At 58.2% G+C, this 18,821-nt stretch carries 19 protein-coding genes and 2 pseudogenes; 1 reads left to right on the top strand and 20 read right to left on the bottom strand.

Features of this window, described 5'->3' with window-relative positions; all coding sequences use genetic code 11:
- Positions 1-86: 86 nt before the first annotated feature.
- From F8N85_RS00105 to F8N85_RS00090, 3 genes and pseudogenes are all read right to left on the bottom strand, one after another.
- Positions 87-950 (bottom strand): sensor domain-containing diguanylate cyclase, encoded by an 864-nt coding sequence (locus F8N85_RS00105; protein WP_150801670.1) that lies wholly within the window; start codon positions 948-950, stop codon positions 87-89.
- Positions 951-1,499: 549 nt separating this feature from the next.
- Positions 1,500-1,703: a hypothetical protein gene (locus F8N85_RS00095; protein WP_150801668.1), complete on the bottom strand. Its 204-nt coding sequence runs from the start codon at positions 1,701-1,703 to the stop codon at positions 1,500-1,502.
- Between the two features lie 16 nt (positions 1,704-1,719).
- Positions 1,720-1,863: pseudogene (locus F8N85_RS00090) on the bottom strand (DUF2514 family protein); the annotation flags it as partial.
- A gap of 46 nt (positions 1,864-1,909) precedes the next feature.
- On the opposite strand from F8N85_RS00090, the gene F8N85_RS00085 reads away from it, so the two are divergent.
- On the top strand, positions 1,910-2,143 hold the full coding sequence (locus F8N85_RS00085; protein WP_150801667.1) for a hypothetical protein: 234 nt from the start codon (positions 1,910-1,912) through the stop codon (positions 2,141-2,143).
- Here the strand turns inward: F8N85_RS00085 and F8N85_RS34760 are convergent.
- From F8N85_RS34760 to F8N85_RS00005, 17 genes and pseudogenes are all read right to left on the bottom strand, one after another.
- Positions 2,129-2,221: pseudogene (locus F8N85_RS34760) on the bottom strand (hypothetical protein); the annotation flags it as partial. The gene F8N85_RS00085 and the pseudogene F8N85_RS34760 sit on opposite strands and share 15 nt — an antisense overlap.
- Positions 2,222-2,387: 166 nt before the next feature.
- Positions 2,388-2,591 carry a hypothetical protein gene (locus F8N85_RS00080; protein WP_150801666.1) on the bottom strand — a complete coding sequence of 68 codons (204 nt, stop codon included), beginning with the start codon at positions 2,589-2,591 and terminating at the stop codon, positions 2,388-2,390.
- 197 nt (positions 2,592-2,788) lie between these two features.
- Complete coding sequence (locus F8N85_RS00075; RefSeq protein ID WP_150801665.1) at positions 2,789-4,363, bottom strand: methyl-accepting chemotaxis protein; 1,575 nt, start codon at positions 4,361-4,363, stop codon at positions 2,789-2,791.
- Between the two features lie 172 nt (positions 4,364-4,535).
- Entirely contained in the window at positions 4,536-5,051 is a 516-nt protein-coding gene (locus tag F8N85_RS00070) for a lysis system i-spanin subunit Rz (protein WP_150801664.1), read from the bottom strand.
- Positions 5,048-5,473, bottom strand: coding sequence for a cell wall hydrolase (locus F8N85_RS00065; RefSeq protein WP_150801663.1), 426 nt, complete (start codon positions 5,471-5,473; stop codon positions 5,048-5,050). The genes F8N85_RS00070 and F8N85_RS00065 overlap by 4 nt, the downstream gene beginning before the upstream one ends.
- 286 nt (positions 5,474-5,759) lie before the next feature.
- Positions 5,760-6,164: a DUF1353 domain-containing protein gene (locus tag F8N85_RS00060; RefSeq protein ID WP_150801662.1), complete on the bottom strand. Its 405-nt coding sequence runs from the start codon at positions 6,162-6,164 to the stop codon at positions 5,760-5,762.
- A 77-nt stretch (positions 6,165-6,241) separates the two neighbouring features.
- A complete protein-coding gene (locus F8N85_RS00055; RefSeq protein WP_150801661.1) occupies positions 6,242-6,700 on the bottom strand; it encodes a hypothetical protein in 459 nt (152 codons plus the stop codon).
- Positions 6,701-6,790: 90 nt separating this feature from the next.
- Positions 6,791-7,408, bottom strand: a complete 618-nt coding sequence (locus tag F8N85_RS00050) for a DUF4376 domain-containing protein (protein WP_150801660.1) — start codon at positions 7,406-7,408, stop codon at positions 6,791-6,793.
- Between the two features lie 835 nt (positions 7,409-8,243).
- On the bottom strand, positions 8,244-8,675 hold the full coding sequence (locus tag F8N85_RS00045) for a hypothetical protein (RefSeq protein WP_150801659.1): 432 nt from the start codon (positions 8,673-8,675) through the stop codon (positions 8,244-8,246).
- Positions 8,676-8,686: 11 nt separating this feature from the next.
- A complete protein-coding gene (locus F8N85_RS00040) occupies positions 8,687-9,010 on the bottom strand; it encodes a hypothetical protein (RefSeq protein WP_150801658.1) in 324 nt (107 codons plus the stop codon).
- Positions 9,010-9,930 (bottom strand): hypothetical protein, encoded by a 921-nt coding sequence (locus F8N85_RS00035; RefSeq protein ID WP_150801657.1) that lies wholly within the window; start codon positions 9,928-9,930, stop codon positions 9,010-9,012. The genes F8N85_RS00040 and F8N85_RS00035 overlap by 1 nt, the downstream gene beginning before the upstream one ends.
- A 2-nt stretch (positions 9,931-9,932) precedes the next feature.
- Positions 9,933-16,640 carry a tape measure protein gene (locus F8N85_RS00030; RefSeq protein WP_150801656.1) on the bottom strand — a complete coding sequence of 2,236 codons (6,708 nt, stop codon included), beginning with the start codon at positions 16,638-16,640 and terminating at the stop codon, positions 9,933-9,935.
- A 78-nt stretch (positions 16,641-16,718) separates the two neighbouring features.
- Positions 16,719-17,183 carry a hypothetical protein gene (locus tag F8N85_RS00025; protein WP_150801655.1) on the bottom strand — a complete coding sequence of 155 codons (465 nt, stop codon included), beginning with the start codon at positions 17,181-17,183 and terminating at the stop codon, positions 16,719-16,721.
- A gap of 49 nt (positions 17,184-17,232) precedes the next feature.
- The gene (locus tag F8N85_RS00020) at positions 17,233-17,463 is read right to left on the bottom strand and encodes a hypothetical protein (protein ID WP_150801654.1); all 231 of its coding nucleotides are present in this window, start codon (positions 17,461-17,463) and stop codon (positions 17,233-17,235) included.
- 23 nt (positions 17,464-17,486) lie between these two features.
- Complete coding sequence (locus F8N85_RS00015) at positions 17,487-17,846, bottom strand: hypothetical protein (protein WP_150801653.1); 360 nt, start codon at positions 17,844-17,846, stop codon at positions 17,487-17,489.
- A 72-nt stretch (positions 17,847-17,918) separates the two neighbouring features.
- A complete protein-coding gene (locus tag F8N85_RS00010) occupies positions 17,919-18,401 on the bottom strand; it encodes a phage tail tube protein (protein ID WP_150801652.1) in 483 nt (160 codons plus the stop codon).
- A gap of 79 nt (positions 18,402-18,480) precedes the next feature.
- A partial coding sequence (locus F8N85_RS00005) for a DUF3168 domain-containing protein (protein ID WP_150801651.1) occupies positions 18,481-18,821 on the bottom strand: 341 nt, incomplete at its 5' end.

Raw genomic sequence — 18,821 nt, 5'->3', positions numbered from 1 at the left:
TAGGCAGCCTCGCATGCCAGGCCAGCTATTCGGGATCGAGTCATACAGCGCTAGCGGCTGCTTGCCGAAGGTACCCTGCAGGCTCGTCACCCAGCTGCAGAACGGTGCCTTTTTCTCCGGTACATATCCCCATCCGCATGGCTGAGCAGAGTATCGGCATCCTCCCCGTCCGCGGGATAACAGGCCACGCCGATACTGCAGGACGGCATTTTGATCCCGCCAAATTCAGCGCCCAGCGGCTCGGCCATGACCGCGAGAATCTGCTCCACCTTCCCGGAAACGGCATCCTCCGACTGGATATCCGTCAACAGAACAGTGAATTCATCACCGCCCATCCGGGCCACCGTGTCCGTCTCACGTACGCAGCCTTCCAGACGTCGTGCAATCATACAGAGCACACGATCGCCTGCTGCATGTCCATGGACATCATTGATACCCTTGAAGTCATTGATATCCAGAAACAGCAAAGCCAGAGTGCTCTTGTGGCGGTGTGCCGCTCGCAGGGCCGAGTCCAGTCGATCATTGAAAAGCGACCGGTTGGTCAGTTCTGTCAGCGGATCATGATGGGCGAGGAAACGTAATTCCTCCTCGGCCTGGCTGAGGGCCGTCACGTCCCGCGCGACACCGATCCGCGCACCCACCTCCTCGGACCAGAAGGCAGCCCACAGGATGTGTACGATACCTCCGTCCTTGCGGATATATCGGTTGCGGAAATCGAAGTGAGGTTGACCATTCATGACCCGGATAATGGAGGCTCGTGTGACCGCCAGGTCCTCAGGATGCATATAGTCGGTGATCGGGGTGCCGGTCAGCTCGTCGGCACGGTAACCGAGTAGGGCCTCACAGGCTTCACTCACAAATACAATCTGGTTGTCCCTATCGACCACGAAGACCGTGTCCAGCATCAGATGGATCAGTCTGGGGTAGAGCGCTTGCAGGTCGATGGGCATAGGCCAGGGAGTCCGGTACAAATATCTTGATCATAGCCCGATCGCGAAGGGCGGCGGCGAGGAATCCTGCAGACTTCTAGTAGGTAGTAGGCATGGGCAAAGTCAGGTAACAGTTCGCTTCGCCAATACAGCGCGCACAGATTCTTGCCGGCGTAACTACTTAACTTAAAAGAAAAAAATTACAAGATAATGACCAAATAACCGCTTGGGCAGTCCATTTTGGCATCAAAGTTCGTGCGTTAGGGAAGGGATGCCACGTGTTAAAACAATCGGTGAACCACGATATTGATGCTGCTGGACGTCAGCTATGGGGGTCGATTGCAGTCCTCGCAAGGCAGCACACCCGCCTCTGAGCATCCATTGCCTAATCGTCGACCCTGCCCTCGCCCGCTATTGCTTTGACGTAGGCTTGGCAAGCCGCCAGCGCGATCAGCCCTTCGTCGCCGTCGCCGGTGATTCCGATAATTCGTTGAGCATGCGCTGGGTCAAGTCGGGCGCGCGCCTCGCTCTTCCATGCCGCCCTTGACGCCGGCGGCTGACCCAACCAACTCAGTGAAGTGACCGCGCCGGACCACCCAGCACCCGAAACTGATATTCCTGAACCGCAGACATGAGCGATTCCGCATCGCGGCGCAGGCGTTCGACCTCCTCGTCCGGCTTCACGCCTTTCGCTTCCTCATGCCGGCGCACTGCCTGCAGAGCCTTCTTCTTTAGCGGCTCCCCTGCTGCTATTTTCTCGTAGATATCCACCATGCTGGCCTCCTGCCGATCATTTGGTCAGCGCAGTATAGGCCGCCTCGCAGGTCAAGCCAGCTATCCGGGCCCGGTCATACGCTGCCGCCAGTTCTCCCGCTCTTTTGTCAGCCCGCTGAAACAGGTCGGATAGCACCATGGCGGCGCGGGTGGCAGATTGCGCCGAGAATAGCTACGCTCCAGACACTTATCAGGAGGGATTTCGTATGGAACCTAACAGCTATGGGGATGAACAGCTTGGCTACGCTATTCAGGACCTTGTTGACGAAGGTCTGCTGAAGGAGGGACCGACATCGTATGGGATTGCCTTGCACGATAATGACCACGATTCTCTAAGTGACGCAGAAAAACGTGTCTTCGATCACCATGTGGAACCTTTGCCGTCGAGAAGGGCGAGGCAACTCGAGCGCCAGCGCATAATAGATTCAAACCCTGACTGATCCGCGACAAGCCTCAGCTGCCGTCGATAGTTCTAGCTCGTACCCGAGCCGCTGCCGGCGCTCAGCTAGCAGCGCCCTCCTCCCGGCGTTCTGCCGACTGAACACCATCCCTTCATCGGCACACATTCATCACATACACCTGCAACACCCTCAAGGCGGCTTGGTCTGCAATGATCCCGGCGCGGATATCGAAAACAGTCCGTCCAGCACCTCCAGGACGGCGCCGGCGGCTGACCCAACCAACTCAGTGAAGCGTCCCCGCCGGACCACTCAGCGCCAGAAGTTGATACTCCGACACCGCCTTCATGAGTGCTATCGCTTCGAGGCGCAGGCGCTCGACCTCCTCGGCTGGCTTCACGCCGCTCGCTTCGTCATACCGGCGCACTGCCTGCAGGGCCTGCTGCATTAACGGCTCCTCCGCGGCTATCTTCTCGCCGGGATCTTCCATGCTCGTCTCCATTGTCGATCATTCTGATGTGGGCAGTATAAGCAGATTCGCACGCCTTCCCTGGCGTCCTGCCGACCTTCAGCGTCAGTGCGAAAGGACAGTAAACGACCCTTTGCACTCATAACGAATGACAGGCGCAGCCATAAGCCGGCGCCTGGAAGGAATGGTTAGGTTTCTGGCGCACGATCAGGGGCGCTTTACATTCGAAAGCGGCTGACCATGACTTGAAGCTCGTTGCCCAGGCGAGCCAGTTCTACGCTAGAGGCGGCCGTTTCATCACTGGCGCCGGCCGTTTGCTCAGAAATATCGCGTACGTTTAGCACGCTGCGATTGATTTCTTCGGCAACTGCGCTCTGCTGTTCGGCGGCGGTCGCGATCTGCTGGTTCATCAATTGGATGGTCGACACTGTGCGGGTAATACTTGTCAGTGATGCCCCGGCGCGACGTGTCAACTCAACGCTGCTGTCCGTCAGGATGCGGCTATTTTCCATGGCCTCGGACACTTGTTGAGTACCGTTTTGCAGGCCGACAATCAACTCTTCGATTTCTTCAGTAGATTTCTGAGTACGCAGGGACAAGTTGCGGACTTCATCGGCGACCACGGCGAAACCACGACCTGCCTCGCCGGCGCGAGCAGCTTCGATAGCCGCGTTGAGGGCCAATAGATTAGTCTGTTGCGCGACCGATTTGATCACATCGAGCACGCCCCCGATTTTGTCACTTTCATCTTTCAGGTGGTTCATGGCTTCAGTGGAGTTTCCGATTTCGGCAGCCAAACGATCGATCTGAGCAATCGCCTCACAGACCACCTGGTCTCCTTCGCGGGCTTGCTGATCCGCAGCACCAGCAGCTTCTGAGGCTTCCTCGGAATTGCGCGCGACCTCTTGCACGGTTGCGGCCATCTCGTTCATGGCGGTAGCCACCTGATCGGTCTCGACCTTCTGACTGTGGACGCCCACGCTGGTTTGCTCGGTCACCGCCGACAATTCTTCAGCGGCGCTGGCTATCTGAGTGATACTAGCGCCAAGACCGCCAATCAGCTCACGCAAGCTAATGGTCATTTGCTGCATGCTCGCCTGCAGTTTACCCAGCTCATCGCTGCCCCCCACGTCAACATCCTGACTAAGGTCACCGGCGGCAATACGATCAATATCCTTAAGGGCCTGCTGCAACGGTATTACGATTTGCCGGGTGATGGACCAGGCAGCAATAGTGCCTAACAGCAGAGTCAGCGCCGCAACGATTCCGAGCATGGATTTTGCTCGAGACGAGTCTGCATCGCGCTTGGCGATTTGCGAAGACATCAGCTGATCACTTGCCTCAAGCAGGACATCACCCTGCTTTTGCAAGCGCGCAAGTACCTGAGCCGAAATAGCTCTGTCCTTACTCATGCTCTTTTCACTAGCCATATCGCTAAAAGCTTCGCGATAGTCGCGCACGGCAGATCGCTGTTGTTCGACCAGCGCGATATCACCAAGTTCTACCAGCTGATTTCGAGCGATTTCCAAGACTTTATCGAGTTCGTTGAGAACAACGATTACCGATTTCCCACCTGCCCCATCTGGGTGTAGCTCAATAGTCAGCCGATTAATTCGTAGGTCTCTTGTCAGATCACCGACACTAGAAATACTCGCTAATTTATCGCTACGGTCGGTGAGAGCGTTGATCGCTATCCAGCCCGTGATAGCAATCAAAGACGTTAAGCCCAACACTAGGCCAAAGCCCAAGGCAAGTTTTGCGCTGACGCGAACGTTGCGAATCCAGTCAAACATAAATACTCCATGTCTTGAATTATGTCATCGAAGCAGTGCTCATCAGCTTGTCGGCAGAAGTTCATCTAGCCTCAACAATAAATTACCGCCAAATGTTTCGATAAGTGGGCGAGAACCTTCACGGCGTTGCTTTCCAGCACCTCGAGCTTCCTTTGCTTCTAACCGGCAGCCGCTATCGAGAAAACTCCCGAACGTACGCTTGGCACGCCGCCAGCGCGATTAGTCCCTGGTCACCGGCGTCGGTGATTCCGATAATTCGTTGAGCATGCGCTGGGTCAAGTCGGGCGCGCGCTCCTCCATAAACCATGCCGCCGGCTTGGGTATCGGCTGGCACTGAACAGCCACCGGTTGAATCCGCGGCGTCGACAAGGACTGACAGCCGCAGATCAGAAGTGGCAAGGCGATCACGCAGGCGAGCCTGATTGGTTTGAGCATCGCTCAGTTCCTTGTAGTGGGTTTGTTCGCTGGCCGATAGGCGTTGCTCGAGTGCGAGGCGCTTGTCCTGATCGATGCGCGCCCGGGTGGCGGCCGCATTGCTGATGGCGGTCAGATCCTCCTTGTGCAGTCCAGACTGTTCCGCGAGCTGCTTGCCGTAGCGCCAATCCTGCACCTTCCACGTCCCGCCAGCTGTCAGCAGCAACAACGCCAGCACGCCGACCAACGCCAACTTGAGCGCCGCGGCACTCACGGCACATCCCTGAAAAAGATGTGGTGCCCGAGCTTCAGCGTCAGCTTCGCTCCCACAGTCCAGACCGGAGCCTTCGGCATGGTGGTCGCGTAGTAGTGGGTCGCACCACCAGTGGGATCGGACGCTGTACCGGCGATCACCTGGTCGGCAGCTCGCTGCGCCTGGGCGAACTGCCCGGCCGGGATCAGCTTGCTCCCACTGAGATAGGCATAGTTCGGATCGTTCTTGTTCCAGCAGCTGAACTGCCAGGCCTTCAGGCACACGCCGGCATAGCCCTCGCCCCACCAGGACTTGGCCTTGCCGTCGTTCACGCGGTTGCGGATCGTCCAGGCGACGGCGATCTGTCCCGCCAGCCCTTCCCCGCGAGCTTCGCCCCACAGCGTGCGCGCAAGGATGTCCCGGTCTTTTTCTGTGGTAGTCATTACTTATCTCCAGGCGAAAAAAAGCCCGCACTGGGCGGGCTGGATAGCTGAAATTTGTAGTCGATAGAGACCCGATCGGCGGTTGGCGAGCCGGATTGGCGCTGGTAGGATCATTCCCACGTTCTCTCGTATTAAAGGGTGCAGGAGAAAATAGAAACCCCGACGATCGTGAGGCGTCGGGGTTTTGCTTTTTTGTTTCTCGCTGCTAGGCTCTTCCGCAAGCTCTCTGCTCCCCTGTAGAAGCTAGAAGCCCTTGCAATGGCCAACATGCAGGGGCTTCATCTTTTCAGCGCCCAGACGAAGAAAACCCCGAACGTGTCGGGGTCGTGGTGTATTGCTTGGAGCCGCCTACCCTGACGCCGGCCCAGAACAGCCAGGCCCGCCATCGCGCCACACCCTCCGCACGCAACGCTCGGTACAGAACCGCATCAGCCTCCTTGCGATTCACCTGTCCGCCGAAGTACAGCCAGTCATGCACCGTCGCGGCGTAGTTGCCGTATCCGGACACCAGGGCGAACAGTACGAACAGAAACGCGTTGTGTAGCACCTTGATGCTGGCAAAGTCGGTGATGAATCCAGTTGGCACGATGATCGTGCGCTCGTCCTCGTCAGCCAGTACCAGGTCAGCGAGCAGCGTGTAAGAGCGGCGGTCGGTCTGGTCAGTCTTCAGCGTGGTGACAAACCGGCTCATGTGTTTTCTCCAGATGCAAAAAAGCCGCTCTGAGGCGGCTGATATAGGGGTTACTGTAATGTCTAGTGCCGCGGCATTTATGGGCAGCGCATGCCTCTGACTTTGGTGACCAGGGCGCCTGTCATGTCGCGAGCAAGACGCTCCCTTCCACCCATAAAATTCACGACCCGTGTTTCCTGCCATACCTTCTTTGTCTCTTTGTCACGACAAACCGCCGCAACCGTCTCATAGGCCTGATCAAGATTTAGGACCACTTCAACTAACCCAGAGACATTAGGGTTATACATGACCTGCTGACGAGCCTCGAATAATGTCAGGTCGTATGCCTTAGCGTTTGACCCGAGCACACTGGCTACATCTTTGGCGGCCCAGGGAAACTCAGCATTTGAAATGACGATAACGGTCCCTGGCTCATAGATGTTCTGCTCTGATCGTTGGAGATGAACGTTAGAGTCCCTAACCTCTGGCTGAAATGGCTCAGAGCCGCATCCAGCAAGTAAACTGATTAGTCCGAGAAATAAAAATGCACGACGCATAGATCAATCCTTGAGCGCATTAAAGGCCCCCCGATACCTGCGTAGGGGGCGGTCGCGGCAGAATATAGTAAATCGCCACGACAAGCGCGGTCAGGCGGGCCACCCCTCTTCCAGCATCTCGGCCGTGATCGATCCCTCGGCTACCGAACCCAACAACGCATCCTCGCGATCAAAACAGAGCTGGACGTGCTCGCTCACGGCATCGGCCACGGCCAGCACCTGCTCTGCCGTCAAATCCACGAATCCCTGCGATGTCTTCCAACGCAGCACGTAGTCGGCACTTCGATCAGCGCGGAGTGCGGCACCGTTAATCAGCAACTTGCTGCGGTCGTCTGTATCGATGGCCATCCCGCCGAAGGTAGTGCCAGATGTCTCGGCGATCCAGCGGCGGGTAGCAATGCGTTCAGCCCACTCTGCGGCGATAGCAGAATCCCGCGCCGCCTTCTCTGCCGTGGTCATGGCGACCTGCTTGCGGGCAACCTGTACGACCTGGCGCTCAGGCACGACGGTCAACACCTCGGCGCCCCACTTCTTGTTGACGCCCAGATCGCCCTCGATGTTTTCCGCCGGCCACCAGGCGCAGTCTTGCACGCCGTAAGACGGGTCACTCCACGACAGATCGGCGAGGGATTCAGGTAGGAGATAGGGGCTGACGAGGAAGGCGGGGATTGGCGCGCGAGTGGCGATGTTGTTTTGTACTTTGATCATATTGGTAGCCCTACGTCAGTTGCTGGGAACGCACGCCCGGCACCCCAAAGAATACGAACTGCACCAGACCCGGCAGGCCAGTAGCCAGCTCCCCCGCCCCAAAACAGATTGAAGTTAAGGTTCGGTCTTGTCGGGGGGCTGCCGTCTGCATTACCACCAGTGCTACCGCTAGTGACGGGTGGCGGTGCTGGGCTGTTGCGTATAATTGAGCCATATAGCCACGACCCACCGCCTGCCCCACCACCGTTGTAGTTGTTATAAGATCCACCGCTGCCGCCATCCAGCGAGGTAAGTCCGACCCACGTGGACGTATCACCTCCTTTCCCGCCTTGACTGGTATAGCCACCGGCACCCCCACCCCCACCCCCTTGGGTTGAGGCATTAGCCCCTCCGACATTACCGTTTGGAGTAGGGGCGATGTTCGCATTGTTGAGGATATTACCGCCCGGAGCGTTTACATACGCGGTGACCCCGCCATCTGGAGATATGAAACTATCCCCTCCCTTGGTCACTACGCCGGGAGCACCATTCACGCCAGCCACGCCGACTACTACTCTAATTACCTGACCCGGGCTGACAGGGAGGTTGTTTGCCCAGCCTAAGCTACCACCGCCACCAGTGTAGTAAGGGTTCGTATTGTACATTCCCCCTCCCCCGCCTATACAGACCGCACAGATCGAGGTTACCCCGATAGGCACCGTAAAGTCATAGATGCCGGGCACTGTCCACGAGGCTTCCCCTCGAATGATTGCGGCGGCGACTGGTGTTCTTTCCGGCAGGCCGGGCAATGCAAGCTCGCCGGTCGGCAGGTCATGCAAATCGTACATACTGGCCATTAAAAATCTGCCCCCTCGCCCACAAATACGACGCCCGACGGCAGCGCAACTTGAGTGCCTACCCAGAGCTTGTCGCCTGCCGCTAGCCGGATCGGGTTCGTCGGGGTGATTTTCGAGAAAGCGGTTTGAACAATCTCCGTCGCTGCGCTCAGCGTGTAGGCCGCCATCAGCGCCGAATCTTTCAGCGCGAACTTGCTGTGCGGCGTCGGCGCTTCGTCTGCCTTGGTGATGAAAAGCACCAACGAGTTCGCCGCGACATTAGCTCGCGGCATTGCTGTCAACTTGGTGAGCAGACTGCCTTTAGTGCCCGCCAACATCAGCTCGACAACGTTGGTCGGCGTATCGGTCGCGATATTGCCAATGGCCGCTGTGGCCACTGCTTTAACAAGGCGCGGAGTTTGCGCAAACGCTGGAACGGCTGTCATGACCATGGTTCAAATCCTTAACTGAATGCGAGCACGGCTGCATAAACCGTGGCGAGATTGCCGGATACACCGCCAGCGCCTTCAGCAGCAGCGGCGGAAGCTGCTGCGTTCACTGCGGATGCCTGGGCGTCATTCTTTGCTGCCACAGCCGTGGCCGAAGCCTCAATGGCTTCGCTGGCATCGACGGCGGTGTCGTTGATGAAGGCAATCGCCGCATTAATCTGCGGAACCATCGCCGCCTGAGCAGTGAGCGATGCCCCTGCCTTGGCGTCGAATACGTCTTCGGCATCGGTCGGCAATGCCGGTGGTGGTAAAAGATCAATCGGTGGTGGCAGTGCCATTACATGAGGCTCCTTACTTTGAGTGTGTATTGCCCACGGTTGTACGTCGGAAGACCTGTTTCGAAGTCGTCGAATATCCCAACGATGATTGTGTAATCAAGCTCACTTGCGCCGACATACAGAGAGGGAACATCTTCAACGAAGTCTAAGGTCCGCTGTGTGCTGGATATCTGATCGCCGCTAAGCTCAACTTTGAAGTCTATTGACCTGCGCCTGCCACGCTTGGTGATAGTCATGCTTCCATCAAAGTCTTCCTTGCTGGTCGTATACTTCTTTCGACCCAGGGACGTGTCATATACAGCAGTGCCGATTGTTTTGGCCCATCCAATAACCATCATGCCCACTTTGGCTGTGCCGCCCGGAGCGCTGACAATCACACGTACGTCGGCGTTATTGAACGGAGGCAGGTCGAACTCGGCCAAGTTGTCCCTGGTTACGAACTGACCAAAATAGTATTGATACCAACTGCCCCCGGACTTGCGCGACATTGTGAACGTCTTGTCGTATACCGGGTCAGTTATCCCCGGCACCGTCATGATGATCCGCACCGACGAGGCATAAACGCCGACCAACCCGATAGCGTTGATGCGCTGGCCTGGCCGAATCGTCAAATCGATACTTCCCGGATTTGACGTGAACGTGCCAATTTTCCAGGTATTGCCGATGTTCTTATTGAACATCCGGTATTTGTTGACCCAGCCGAGGTTCTGCCAGGCAGCGGGCGTCACCGCGTCAGTTACGGGATGGCGATTGGTATTCGCTACAAGTGCCTGATAGTTGATGCGATCAATGGTGACGAGCGCTCCAATCGCATAAGGAGCCCCCGAGTTGTATGCCGCATAGTCCATATCCGGCAACGCATTAACAATCATCTTCGCCGGGGTTATTTCTATCCCCGGCACCACTTTCATCTCACTCATGCTTAGGCCGCCGTAGTTTGAACTGTGCCAACGATCTGAACCCCCGATTCCGTCATCTGACCGGTGCTATCTGCGGTCGCCTTGATGTACCTGCCGATGTAGGTAAAGTTGCTCTGCATCTCTTCACGCAACTGACGCAGCTCAGCCACGGTTGCGCCTTGGTCGCCGCTCCCGTTGCGCATCGTCCCTGCCTGGTTCGCGTTGAAGATCCGGCTCGGGCCGGTGACTTCCAGTTGCGGGCCGGTTTCCCCGACACCACCGCCGCTGGCAAATGCCGGCAACTGCAGAGAGTTCATCTGATCAAGCAGCCCGGTCCCGTAAGTGCTCACCGCAGCAGCGCGCATCACGTACTCACCCGCCGAAAGCCGGGCAAGAATGCTGTCGCTAGTTCCTGTTCCCGGGCCCGAAATCAGCCCGCCAGTGGCGTAGGCAGGAAGCTGGCCATTTCCGATAGCTGCATCCCTGATCGCCGCAGCAATCTGGTCGTACGGGATGGCCCCGCTGTCCAGCGCCGCTTGCCAGAACGCCTTACCGCCGGCGTCCGCCTCACGCCCGAGCACCGACTGATAGATCGAGTCGATGACCGAACCGTTGTTCTGTGAGGTGTTCGCGGCGGCGCTGCCGGGGCCGCTGCGCGGTAGCGAGGCCAACGCGGCCACCACGGCCGCATTCATCGCCGCGACCGCGGCGGCCACGGTCATGATCGAGGTGTCGACGCCATTCAACGCGTCAAGCTGGGCCTGAGCGAAGGTCAGTTCCGATTCAAACTGGTTGGTGAGGAGTTGGTAGTTGTCCTCCGCCAGCTTGATCTGCTGCTCCAGCCCTTCCAGAGCCTTCTCCGCCGTGGTGAGCTGACGGCCGTTAAGGACATTCAGCTCGGCCACGACGTTGGCCGTGCGACCCTGGTCCCGGCTGAAGTCTTCCAGCGACCCGTACAGATCGCTGTTGTTGCTGCCGACCGTGTCGAGCGCATCCTCAAGCCCGCTGAAGCCGGCCAGCGAACCGCCCGCCTTCGCTGTTGCCAGCGCACTTTGCAGTGTCGCCACAGCCTGAGCCCGCAGCGTCTTGACTGCCTCGTCTGAGTCGCCACGCAACGCCTTGAGCGCCGCGCTCAGGTCACCCCCGACGGAAGTCAGATCGCTGACGTTCTTCGAGGCCGTGCTGGTCATCTCGGTCAGCGCGGTGTTCGTCGCTGCGTAAGCGATCGATGCCGATTTCTGCTGAGCCGTGATCGAGCGCTGCAGAGTTCCCATCGCCGCCGTGGCGCCGGCGATTGCATTTGTTTTCAGCGTCTCGGCCCGCTGCGCGACGATCGAGAAAGCATCGCTTGCATCGCCGGCCGAGCCTTTCAGGAAGTCGAAAAGTTTCTTGCCCGACTCGCCTGCCTGGCCAGCGGCGTAGACCATCGCCTTGTACTGTTCTTTGGTCGCCGGCAGCACGACGCCCATCGCGGCAAACTGCGCAGTAATGGCGATCAACTTGTCGTTGGCCTTCTCGGCATCCGTGGTGAACAGGCTGTAATAATTGGCGTTTATTTCTGCCTGCTTCTCAGCAACCAATGCCTGAGCTTCGGCTGCCGCCTTTGCACGCTGTTCAAGGATGCCGTATGCGACGGCGGCGTTCTGCGCGTACATGGTCATTGCGTTGAATACTGACTGGCCGTATGCGTCGGTCATGTCGAGTTGCTCGAGCATGTCCTTGTAGGCTTCGCGGGTGCCAGGCAGGACCAGATCCAGATCGGAAAACTGTTTGGTAACCGACGCCAGGGTGTCGTCGGCTTTCTTTGTGTCATCCGTGAAGTTGTCGTAGTAGCTTGAGATGTTTGCCTGCAGCGATCCCATGCCGCCCGACAGCGCTACAAGGCTCTCAACGGCACGACCACCAGCCACGGTGAAGCCGACCATCTTCACGCCGATCGCGTCGAAGCTTGCGTTCACCGTGTACAGGTTGTTAGCGAAGGTGGCTAGACCATCGAAGGTGAAACCGTCGAGACCGGCGCCCGTGGCCTTGTTTAGCGCAGCCACCGCGGAATCGCCGAGCGCGGCGAACCAATCGTTCATCGCGGTCTGGATGTACTCGTCCGACTTGCCCTTTGTGTTGATTTTCTTCTTTGCGATATCGAGGCCGTCGAGCGAATTCTTATTCACTACTACGCCCAGCCGCGAAACGAGACCGATGGAGTCAAGGATCGTTTTGTTGTACGCGCCGCCAAGACTGTCTGCGGCAGCTCCCACCAGGGGGTCATAATCAGTGCGCTTCTTGCTGCTGGAGAACAGGCCTCCTTTTTTCTTTTGGTCGGCGTACCGCTGAGCCTTGAATACCCCGTCTTCTACCTCGAGCGCGACGCCAGTGTTTTTGGTTTCCCATGCGCCGCCGAACAGTTTCTCGCCAACGTACTTGGTTACGGCTTGATGCAGAGTCGATCCGCTGAGGATGGCGGCCCATTTACCACCGACAATTTTTCCCAGTGCATCGTCTTGCACTTCGAAGAGCTTGGACATACCCGCGCCCGGCGCCATCGCGACTTTTCCGAGCGCCGTCTTGCCCCCGCTGTCCATGATCTCTCCGGCATCCGGACGCACCCCGTTGTCGTACAATTTTCCGGATTGATACATTCCCGCGACGACTGCGAGTGGCCACATGGCGGCCATCGAAGACATTGCAGCAGCGAACTGCCCGCCGAGCGAGGCCGCAGTAGCAGCAGCGCTCGCCTCTGCTGCGGCATAGGTGGCGGCGGTAGTTGTGGCTACACCAGTGGAGAACTGAGCGCCAAGAGCAGCGGCGCCCTCGGTTACAGCGCCGGAAAGAACCGACGTGGTAATCCCCTCAGCGCCGAGCGTTGCCACCGTCTGCGCGACGGTAGTCCCGGTGATGGTCTGCACCAAGGAGTTGAAGCCGCCTTTCACTACTCCAGTCAGATTCGTCAGCTGGCCGCCATAGTAATTGACGCCAGCCGAAGCCGCGCCGCCTGCGCCACCGCTAGCCCAGCCAGCAGCCATCTCCGCACCCACACCAGTGACCGCGTTCCAAGCTGAAACCAGATCTTTGCCGACGGCGGCCAGGCCAGAAAACAGCGAACCGCTACCCGATGAGCCCGAAGATCCGCCGGCGCCACCCAGCAACTTGCCCCACACCGCGGACAAACCCTGGCCGTTATCGGTACCGGTCAGCCAGTTGCTGATCGAGGCGAGCAACGGCTTTGTGGTGAGCATGTGAGCGATCTCGCCAAAGGCCTGTTTCGCACCCTTGACCAGCCGGTCCCATAAGCTGTCGCCGCCCGCTCCGATATTTGCCCAGGCATCAGCGAATACACCATCAACACGGTCTACTGCACCTTCGGTCATTTGCCCCCACAGGGTGGCCTTGGAGCGATTGACCTCGTATTCGTTGCCGAGCTTCGAGAGTGCATCTTGATACAGGCTGGCGCTCTCAGGATAGCGACCCATGGCGGCGTTAAGGGCGTCCTGCTCGGCGGTGTAATCCTTCAGTAGCTTGATCTGAGGGTTCAGGCGATCAACGATGCCTTCGACCTGGCCCGCCTGCTCCAGCGCCTTATTGGCCGCCAGTTGAGCCTTTGTAGTGGCCAGCAGCTGGTCATACTCCTTGCTGCCGTACTCGATGTTCTTCCCGGCAAGCGCGACCGTCATCGACTTCTGGATGTTGAAGGCTTCGAGGGCAGCAGTGCCCTGAAGTGTGGCAGTGGCCTGTGCCAAGGTCTGCGTGATCTCAACTTTCAGCTCGGAGATGCTCTTCGAAACATCGCGGCGATCCTCTGCGTCTTGCAGTTTGTTTACAGCTTCCTTCACCTTGTCATAGGAGTCAGCGCCGGTTTTTAGTAGTTCCTCCTGGATCTTTTGCTGGATCGTGATCGCGCGAATGTTGTCCGCGCCAGACAGATAGGCATCGGCCATTTCGTTGGCCGATTTGGTCGAGATTCCAGACTTGGCCAGCAGGTCGTCCAGGGCCTTCGCCTGGTTCTTCAGTGCGGTTGCAGCAGCGTTCGCCGACTTGTCCACACGCTTGTTCGCTTCAGTTGTCGCGTCAAGCTGAGCGATTGCAGCATCCGCGCGCTGATTGGGGGTAGCCGTCGGTACAGCCGGAACAATAGGTGCGGTACCGCCGTTAGTGAGCAAGCCGTAGCCAGACAGCGATGACTGCGGTGCAGAAGCGCCCATGGCAACGCGGGTTGCCGACACAACAGCGAAATTGGCGGCCTGTTCAATTGCGGTGATCTGGCGACGAGCGCTGTTTTCTGCAGCGGTGGCGGTGTCTGCGTACGCCTTGCTTTGCGTTGCGGCCGCTTGAGTTACTGCGTCCTCGGCAGTGTAGAGCGCCACCAACTGCAATTTGAGACTGGCCTGCTGGACCTTGTCGCCTTCCTTGATCGCTTCCTGATACTTTTTCAGGGCGTCAGTTTGATCGGCGATGAGCTTTGCTTGCGCTGCCTGGGCCGGTGTTGCACCCATTTTAGCAGCCGTATAGGCAGCCTCGGCAGCAGCATTCGCACCAAGCAGGTCGCGGGTTTTAGTCAGCTGCTCGATGTACTTGTCCCACGAGGCTTTTACGGCGTCCGTCTGGCCTGAGTCTTTTTGAGCAACTTTCAGTTTTTCGGTGCTGGAAGTCACAGCAACGGTTACGCCGCTTACTTGCCCGAGCAGCTTCCCGAATTTGTCGGCTTTGACACCATTGATTTCGTACGCCGCAGCCGTCTGCTCCAGCATGGAAGTGTAAGCAGGCAGAATCGCTTTGTTCTCTTTGACCCACTCGGTGACGCTATTAAGAGATCTGGAGCCGGTGCGAACCTCCTCCATAAGCTTGTCGAATGCTTCCCCACTTTCGATACCGGCCATGCCTAGCTGCTGAAAAGCTTGCTTGCCGCGCATCGAGTACTCGTTGAGCGCCGCGCCGACCTCGTCTAAGGCATCCGTTTGTTTTTCAGTCCAAGTCGAGATCTGAAGGGTTCGCTGTGCCTCGCCGAGTTCTTGGAATTTGGCAATCGAATCATCAACGGTCAGGTTCTGATCGATCAGCGCGGACGTGGCGGTTTTGGCGCTACTGCCTAAGTCGATGAAAGAAGCGGCAACAAGCCCGGTCATGGCGATAAGGCCGACTGGACCACTTAACAGAGCGAGCAAGCCCCCACTAGCGGCTGAAAGGACGGTTGTCGCTCTTGCGCCAACCGTAGCAGCGGCGGCTGCTCGGTCAGACGTAACGATGGCAGCATTGGTAGTTGCGGTTGTTTCAGCCAGAACTCCTCTGGCGGCGGTCTGGGCTCCAAGGGCGGCAGTTATCTCGGCGGAAGTCGCCACGGTCGTAGCGGCCAGCGACACTTCGGCGGCCTGGACCAGCCTGATAGCCCCAGCTTCAGCGGTTCTAAGTTCCGCTATCCGAGCAATGGACAGGGTTCGGCCTTGGTCAGTGATTTGAGCTTTGAGCCGCTGCCCCTCAAGTTCGCGCTCCGCCGTCAGAGTCGCCTGAACGAGCTTAAGATTCCCCAGTTCGGAAGCTTGTCGCACCCGATCAGAAGCAACCTTCCCTTCAGCGGCAGCGAGCTCCAGCCCAGCGCGCTCGACCAATCCCTTAGCTTCTAGTTGACGGGTCTGCGCAGTGAGCAGCGATTGCCTGGCTAGGGCCGCTTCCGCCGCCAGAGCCTCAAGACTTGCCTTGGTCGAAAGCGCTAATGCGCCCGCTTGCTGAACAGATGCGAGGGTGGCCTGCGCAAACGATACAGCCATCCTCCCCGTACCAAGCGCTAGTGCTGCAGCCCCCACGTACGCAACATTCTCTAAGGCGCTGCCCATGCTCTTGATGGTTTCAGCGAAGGCATCGCCATCGGCAGTGATTGCGTCCATTGCCCTGGAGGCGGATGTAAACGCCGCAGAAATCCGGGCGCTCATGCCTCCGACCTTGTCGCCCTCCCCGACCATCTTGGTAATTGATGTTTGAACGCGAGTCAGCCCGACCCCGATCGTGTCCTGCATCCTGCCGAACAACGAATCCACAGCACCTTGTTGCGCCTGCAATGCCTTCACGACCGATTCGGCCGTGAGATTTCCTTCGGCACCGAGAGCGCGAAGCGCGCCCACGGATACGCCCATACCTTTGGCGATGGCCTGGCTAAGCGCCGGAGCTTGCTCCATCACGGAATTGAGCTCTTCGCCGCGAAGGGTGCCAGACGCAAACGCCTGGCCAAGCTGGACCAGTGCGGCCTCAGACGAAGCGGCCGAGGCGCCGCTGATAACCATCGTCTTGCTGATGGTTTCGACGATGCCCGCGACACCTTTACCGCTCAGTTTCAAAGCATCTTGATTCTGCGCAATACGCTGATAAAGCTCCGCCGTGGCGCCAAGAGGCTGACCGGCTTTTTGAGCAATACTGAACACCGAGTTTTGGGCAGCGGTGAACTCGGCGCTGTTTGAAGTCACCAGCTTTAGCCGGTTGGCAATTTGCGTGTATGCCTCGGCCTGGCTGACCAAGGCGCCGATCCCAGCGCCACCAATCCCAAGGGAAAGAGCGTCCTTTAGCAGGCTTCCCGCTCGTTGAGCGCTGAGCCCCACTCGATCAAAAGCTGAATCAACCTGAGCCAACTGGCGGTCGATACGTCCAGAAACCTGAGTAACAGACGAGTCTGCACGCGCCAGTTCTTGGCGCATCTGCGCTGTAGTGGCTTCGAGGCGGATCAGCATCCCCTGGACTTCTTGACCTGCCATGTGATTCTCCAGGCGAAAAAAAACCGGCGCTGTGGCCGGTTTGGGAGCGTAAAAAAACCCGCACGTGGCGGGTTCATTTCAGATTATTGGTTTTCGTATCAGCTTTGGATCTTTTCCACACTTGGGGCACCAAAGCGTGTACTTGGGAATAGATTCCACGCAGTGAGAGCATGTGATCATTCGTGGGGAGTATGGCGCCGGAGCTTTGGCTAGCTCTTTTTCCGAACAGGTTGAAAGTTTTTCTGGCTGATCATTGGCAGAAGCACCGCTCACCTCTCTCGCCAGCCCCTCCTTTTTGGCTTGCTCCACGTACTTCCTGTTGAACTCTTTGTTCGAGACAGCCAAGGCGTCCGCGGGTGTTTTTTTCGGAAAGAACACCGCTCTCACCGCGAGAAATACGATGGACAAAAGCAGAGCGCCAGCCCCAAGACTGGCAACAATCAGGACCCATGCGCCATAAACTGCGGCTGCCGCCACTAACAGCCCAAGCACCCAAGGCACTAGGATCGTAATGATTACGACCAACAAAATAATAATGAGCACCGGAATCCCTCCCAAAACGGCAGCGTATCAAAATGCCATATCATGCGCGTCACGAATCCTTACGCGAGCGCATCTGATCCTTGATCCGCTGTCGTTTCTCTTCTGGGGTTTCATCCGCCGGCGGCCCAGTCGGTTTAGGCGGCTGGCCGTTGGGGTTGGTGGCCCGCAGAAATTCGACACGAGCCTCCCACGCCATGATGATCTGCGGCACCGGCGTCTCCCAGGCATCCCGGGGCGACCAATAGAGGCTGCCGGTGGCTATGCAGAACAGCTCATCCACATAGCTACCGTTGCCGGGACGGCTTACTTTTTTCCTTTTACCGCGCCCGCTTCAGCCGCCTTTTCCAGCTCTTCCTCGGTCTTGGCCGCCGGATTCAGCAGCGCCACGACGTAGGTAATCAGCGGCACGGTCACTTCACCAACGCCCTGCTCGTAGATGGCTTCTTCGAGCGCATCGCCCTCTTTGGGCTTCAAGGTCAGGTTGGCGCCAGCGATGATCACCTTCGCGGCCGCGGTCAGGCTGAACTTCTGCAGTTCGGCCAAGGCCGGGCTGATGCCGCCAAAAAAGCGCTCGATGCTGCGCACCGCCTTCAGGTTGAAATTCAGGGTGTAGATCTCGCTGCCAATTTCAACATCAACGGTGCCGTGGTCAGTCTTGGACATGGTTCTGTATTCCTTGAAGAAAAAGTGTGGGATCAGGCGCAACGAGACGCTGCGCCTGTTGAAGCGAAAGCCTTACGGAGTGACTGGCGCCAGCTCTTCGTAAATGGCGGAGTTGATCGCCAGATTGACCGACGCCTTGCGGATCGATTCAGCGGTGCCGATCTGCTTGCGGAAGCTCAACACCTGGACCAGGTAGAAGTCCGACGAGCCGTCGCCGTAATCCATCTGGACGGCGAAGTTCGAGTCGCTACGCACCGCCGCTTTCACGGCCGCCTGGCCCGCATCGCTCGGGTCTTCACCCAGGGTGACGCTCTGGCTGCCCGCATCGAAGGTGCCTTTGACTTTGCGCTTGCGGCGGTTGGCCAGCGCGGTGAAATCGGCAGTGCTCGCCTCGTCGCCAATCTCGCCAGCGTCTTCAACTTCGCCGACCTCGACGTAGGTGAGCGCCTTCAAGGCCAGGATGGCAGCGGCAATACCAGCCGCATCCTCGCCATAACTGACGTTATGTGCCGGGCCGATCAGAAGCGTGACGCCGGCGGATGTTTTGATAGTCATGGTTGCCCTCCAGGGCGCGGGTGGTTTTCAAGCAATAAAAAACCCGCTCAATGGCGGGTGCTGGTGGTGCGCGGCGGAATCAGTGTTGGGTGATGATTCGAAGCGTGACGCTGCCCATGTAGGTGACACCGTCCGGCTCGCGGTGGGTGCCGGCGCGCAGGACGCGAACCGATACAGCCGTGCCAGTGCTCAGTGGGAGCGGAACCTCGTCCAGGGCGGCAGCGATCTCGCCGTTGATGCGCTTCACTTCGGCCTGGCCTTTGTAACTGGACCAGACGCTCAGATAGAACAGGCGGTTTTCGCGCTTCTTGCCGGACACCGGAGTGGTGTTATCAACCGCTTCATAATCCAGCGTGACGTACGGATACATGGTGCCTGCGGGCACCGCATCGAACACCGGGACCGTCAGGCTCGCTGACA

It is taken from the genome of Pseudomonas fluorescens, from assembly GCF_902497875.1.
Classification (GTDB): Bacteria; Pseudomonadota; Gammaproteobacteria; order Pseudomonadales; family Pseudomonadaceae; genus Aquipseudomonas; species Aquipseudomonas fluorescens_BR.
This window is presented reverse-complemented; position numbering and strand designations above follow the sequence as displayed.

Bases quoted from the DNA above. Each gene is read 5' to 3' on its own strand.
- F8N85_RS00105 (WP_150801670.1), bottom strand. From the start codon at position 950: ATGCCCATCGACCTGCAAGCGCTCTACCCCAGACTGATCCATCTGATG.
- F8N85_RS00095 (WP_150801668.1), bottom strand. From the start codon at position 1,703: ATGGTGGATATCTACGAGAAAATAGCAGCAGGGGAGCCGCTAAAGAAG.
- F8N85_RS00085 (WP_150801667.1), top strand. From the start codon at position 1,910: ATGGAACCTAACAGCTATGGGGATGAACAGCTTGGCTACGCTATTCAG.
- F8N85_RS00080 (WP_150801666.1), bottom strand. From the start codon at position 2,591: ATGGAAGATCCCGGCGAGAAGATAGCCGCGGAGGAGCCGTTAATGCAG.
- F8N85_RS00075 (WP_150801665.1), bottom strand. From the start codon at position 4,363: ATGTTTGACTGGATTCGCAACGTTCGCGTCAGCGCAAAACTTGCCTTG.
- F8N85_RS00065 (WP_150801663.1), bottom strand. From the start codon at position 5,473: ATGACTACCACAGAAAAAGACCGGGACATCCTTGCGCGCACGCTGTGG.
- F8N85_RS00060 (WP_150801662.1), bottom strand. From the start codon at position 6,164: ATGAGCCGGTTTGTCACCACGCTGAAGACTGACCAGACCGACCGCCGC.
- F8N85_RS00055 (WP_150801661.1), bottom strand. From the start codon at position 6,700: ATGCGTCGTGCATTTTTATTTCTCGGACTAATCAGTTTACTTGCTGGA.
- F8N85_RS00050 (WP_150801660.1), bottom strand. From the start codon at position 7,408: ATGATCAAAGTACAAAACAACATCGCCACTCGCGCGCCAATCCCCGCC.
- F8N85_RS00045 (WP_150801659.1), bottom strand. From the start codon at position 8,675: ATGGTCATGACAGCCGTTCCAGCGTTTGCGCAAACTCCGCGCCTTGTT.
- F8N85_RS00040 (WP_150801658.1), bottom strand. From the start codon at position 9,010: ATGGCACTGCCACCACCGATTGATCTTTTACCACCACCGGCATTGCCG.
- F8N85_RS00035 (WP_150801657.1), bottom strand. From the start codon at position 9,930: ATGAGTGAGATGAAAGTGGTGCCGGGGATAGAAATAACCCCGGCGAAG.
- F8N85_RS00030 (WP_150801656.1), bottom strand. From the start codon at position 16,640: ATGGCAGGTCAAGAAGTCCAGGGGATGCTGATCCGCCTCGAAGCCACT.
- F8N85_RS00015 (WP_150801653.1), bottom strand. From the start codon at position 17,846: ATGTCCAAGACTGACCACGGCACCGTTGATGTTGAAATTGGCAGCGAG.
- F8N85_RS00010 (WP_150801652.1), bottom strand. From the start codon at position 18,401: ATGACTATCAAAACATCCGCCGGCGTCACGCTTCTGATCGGCCCGGCA.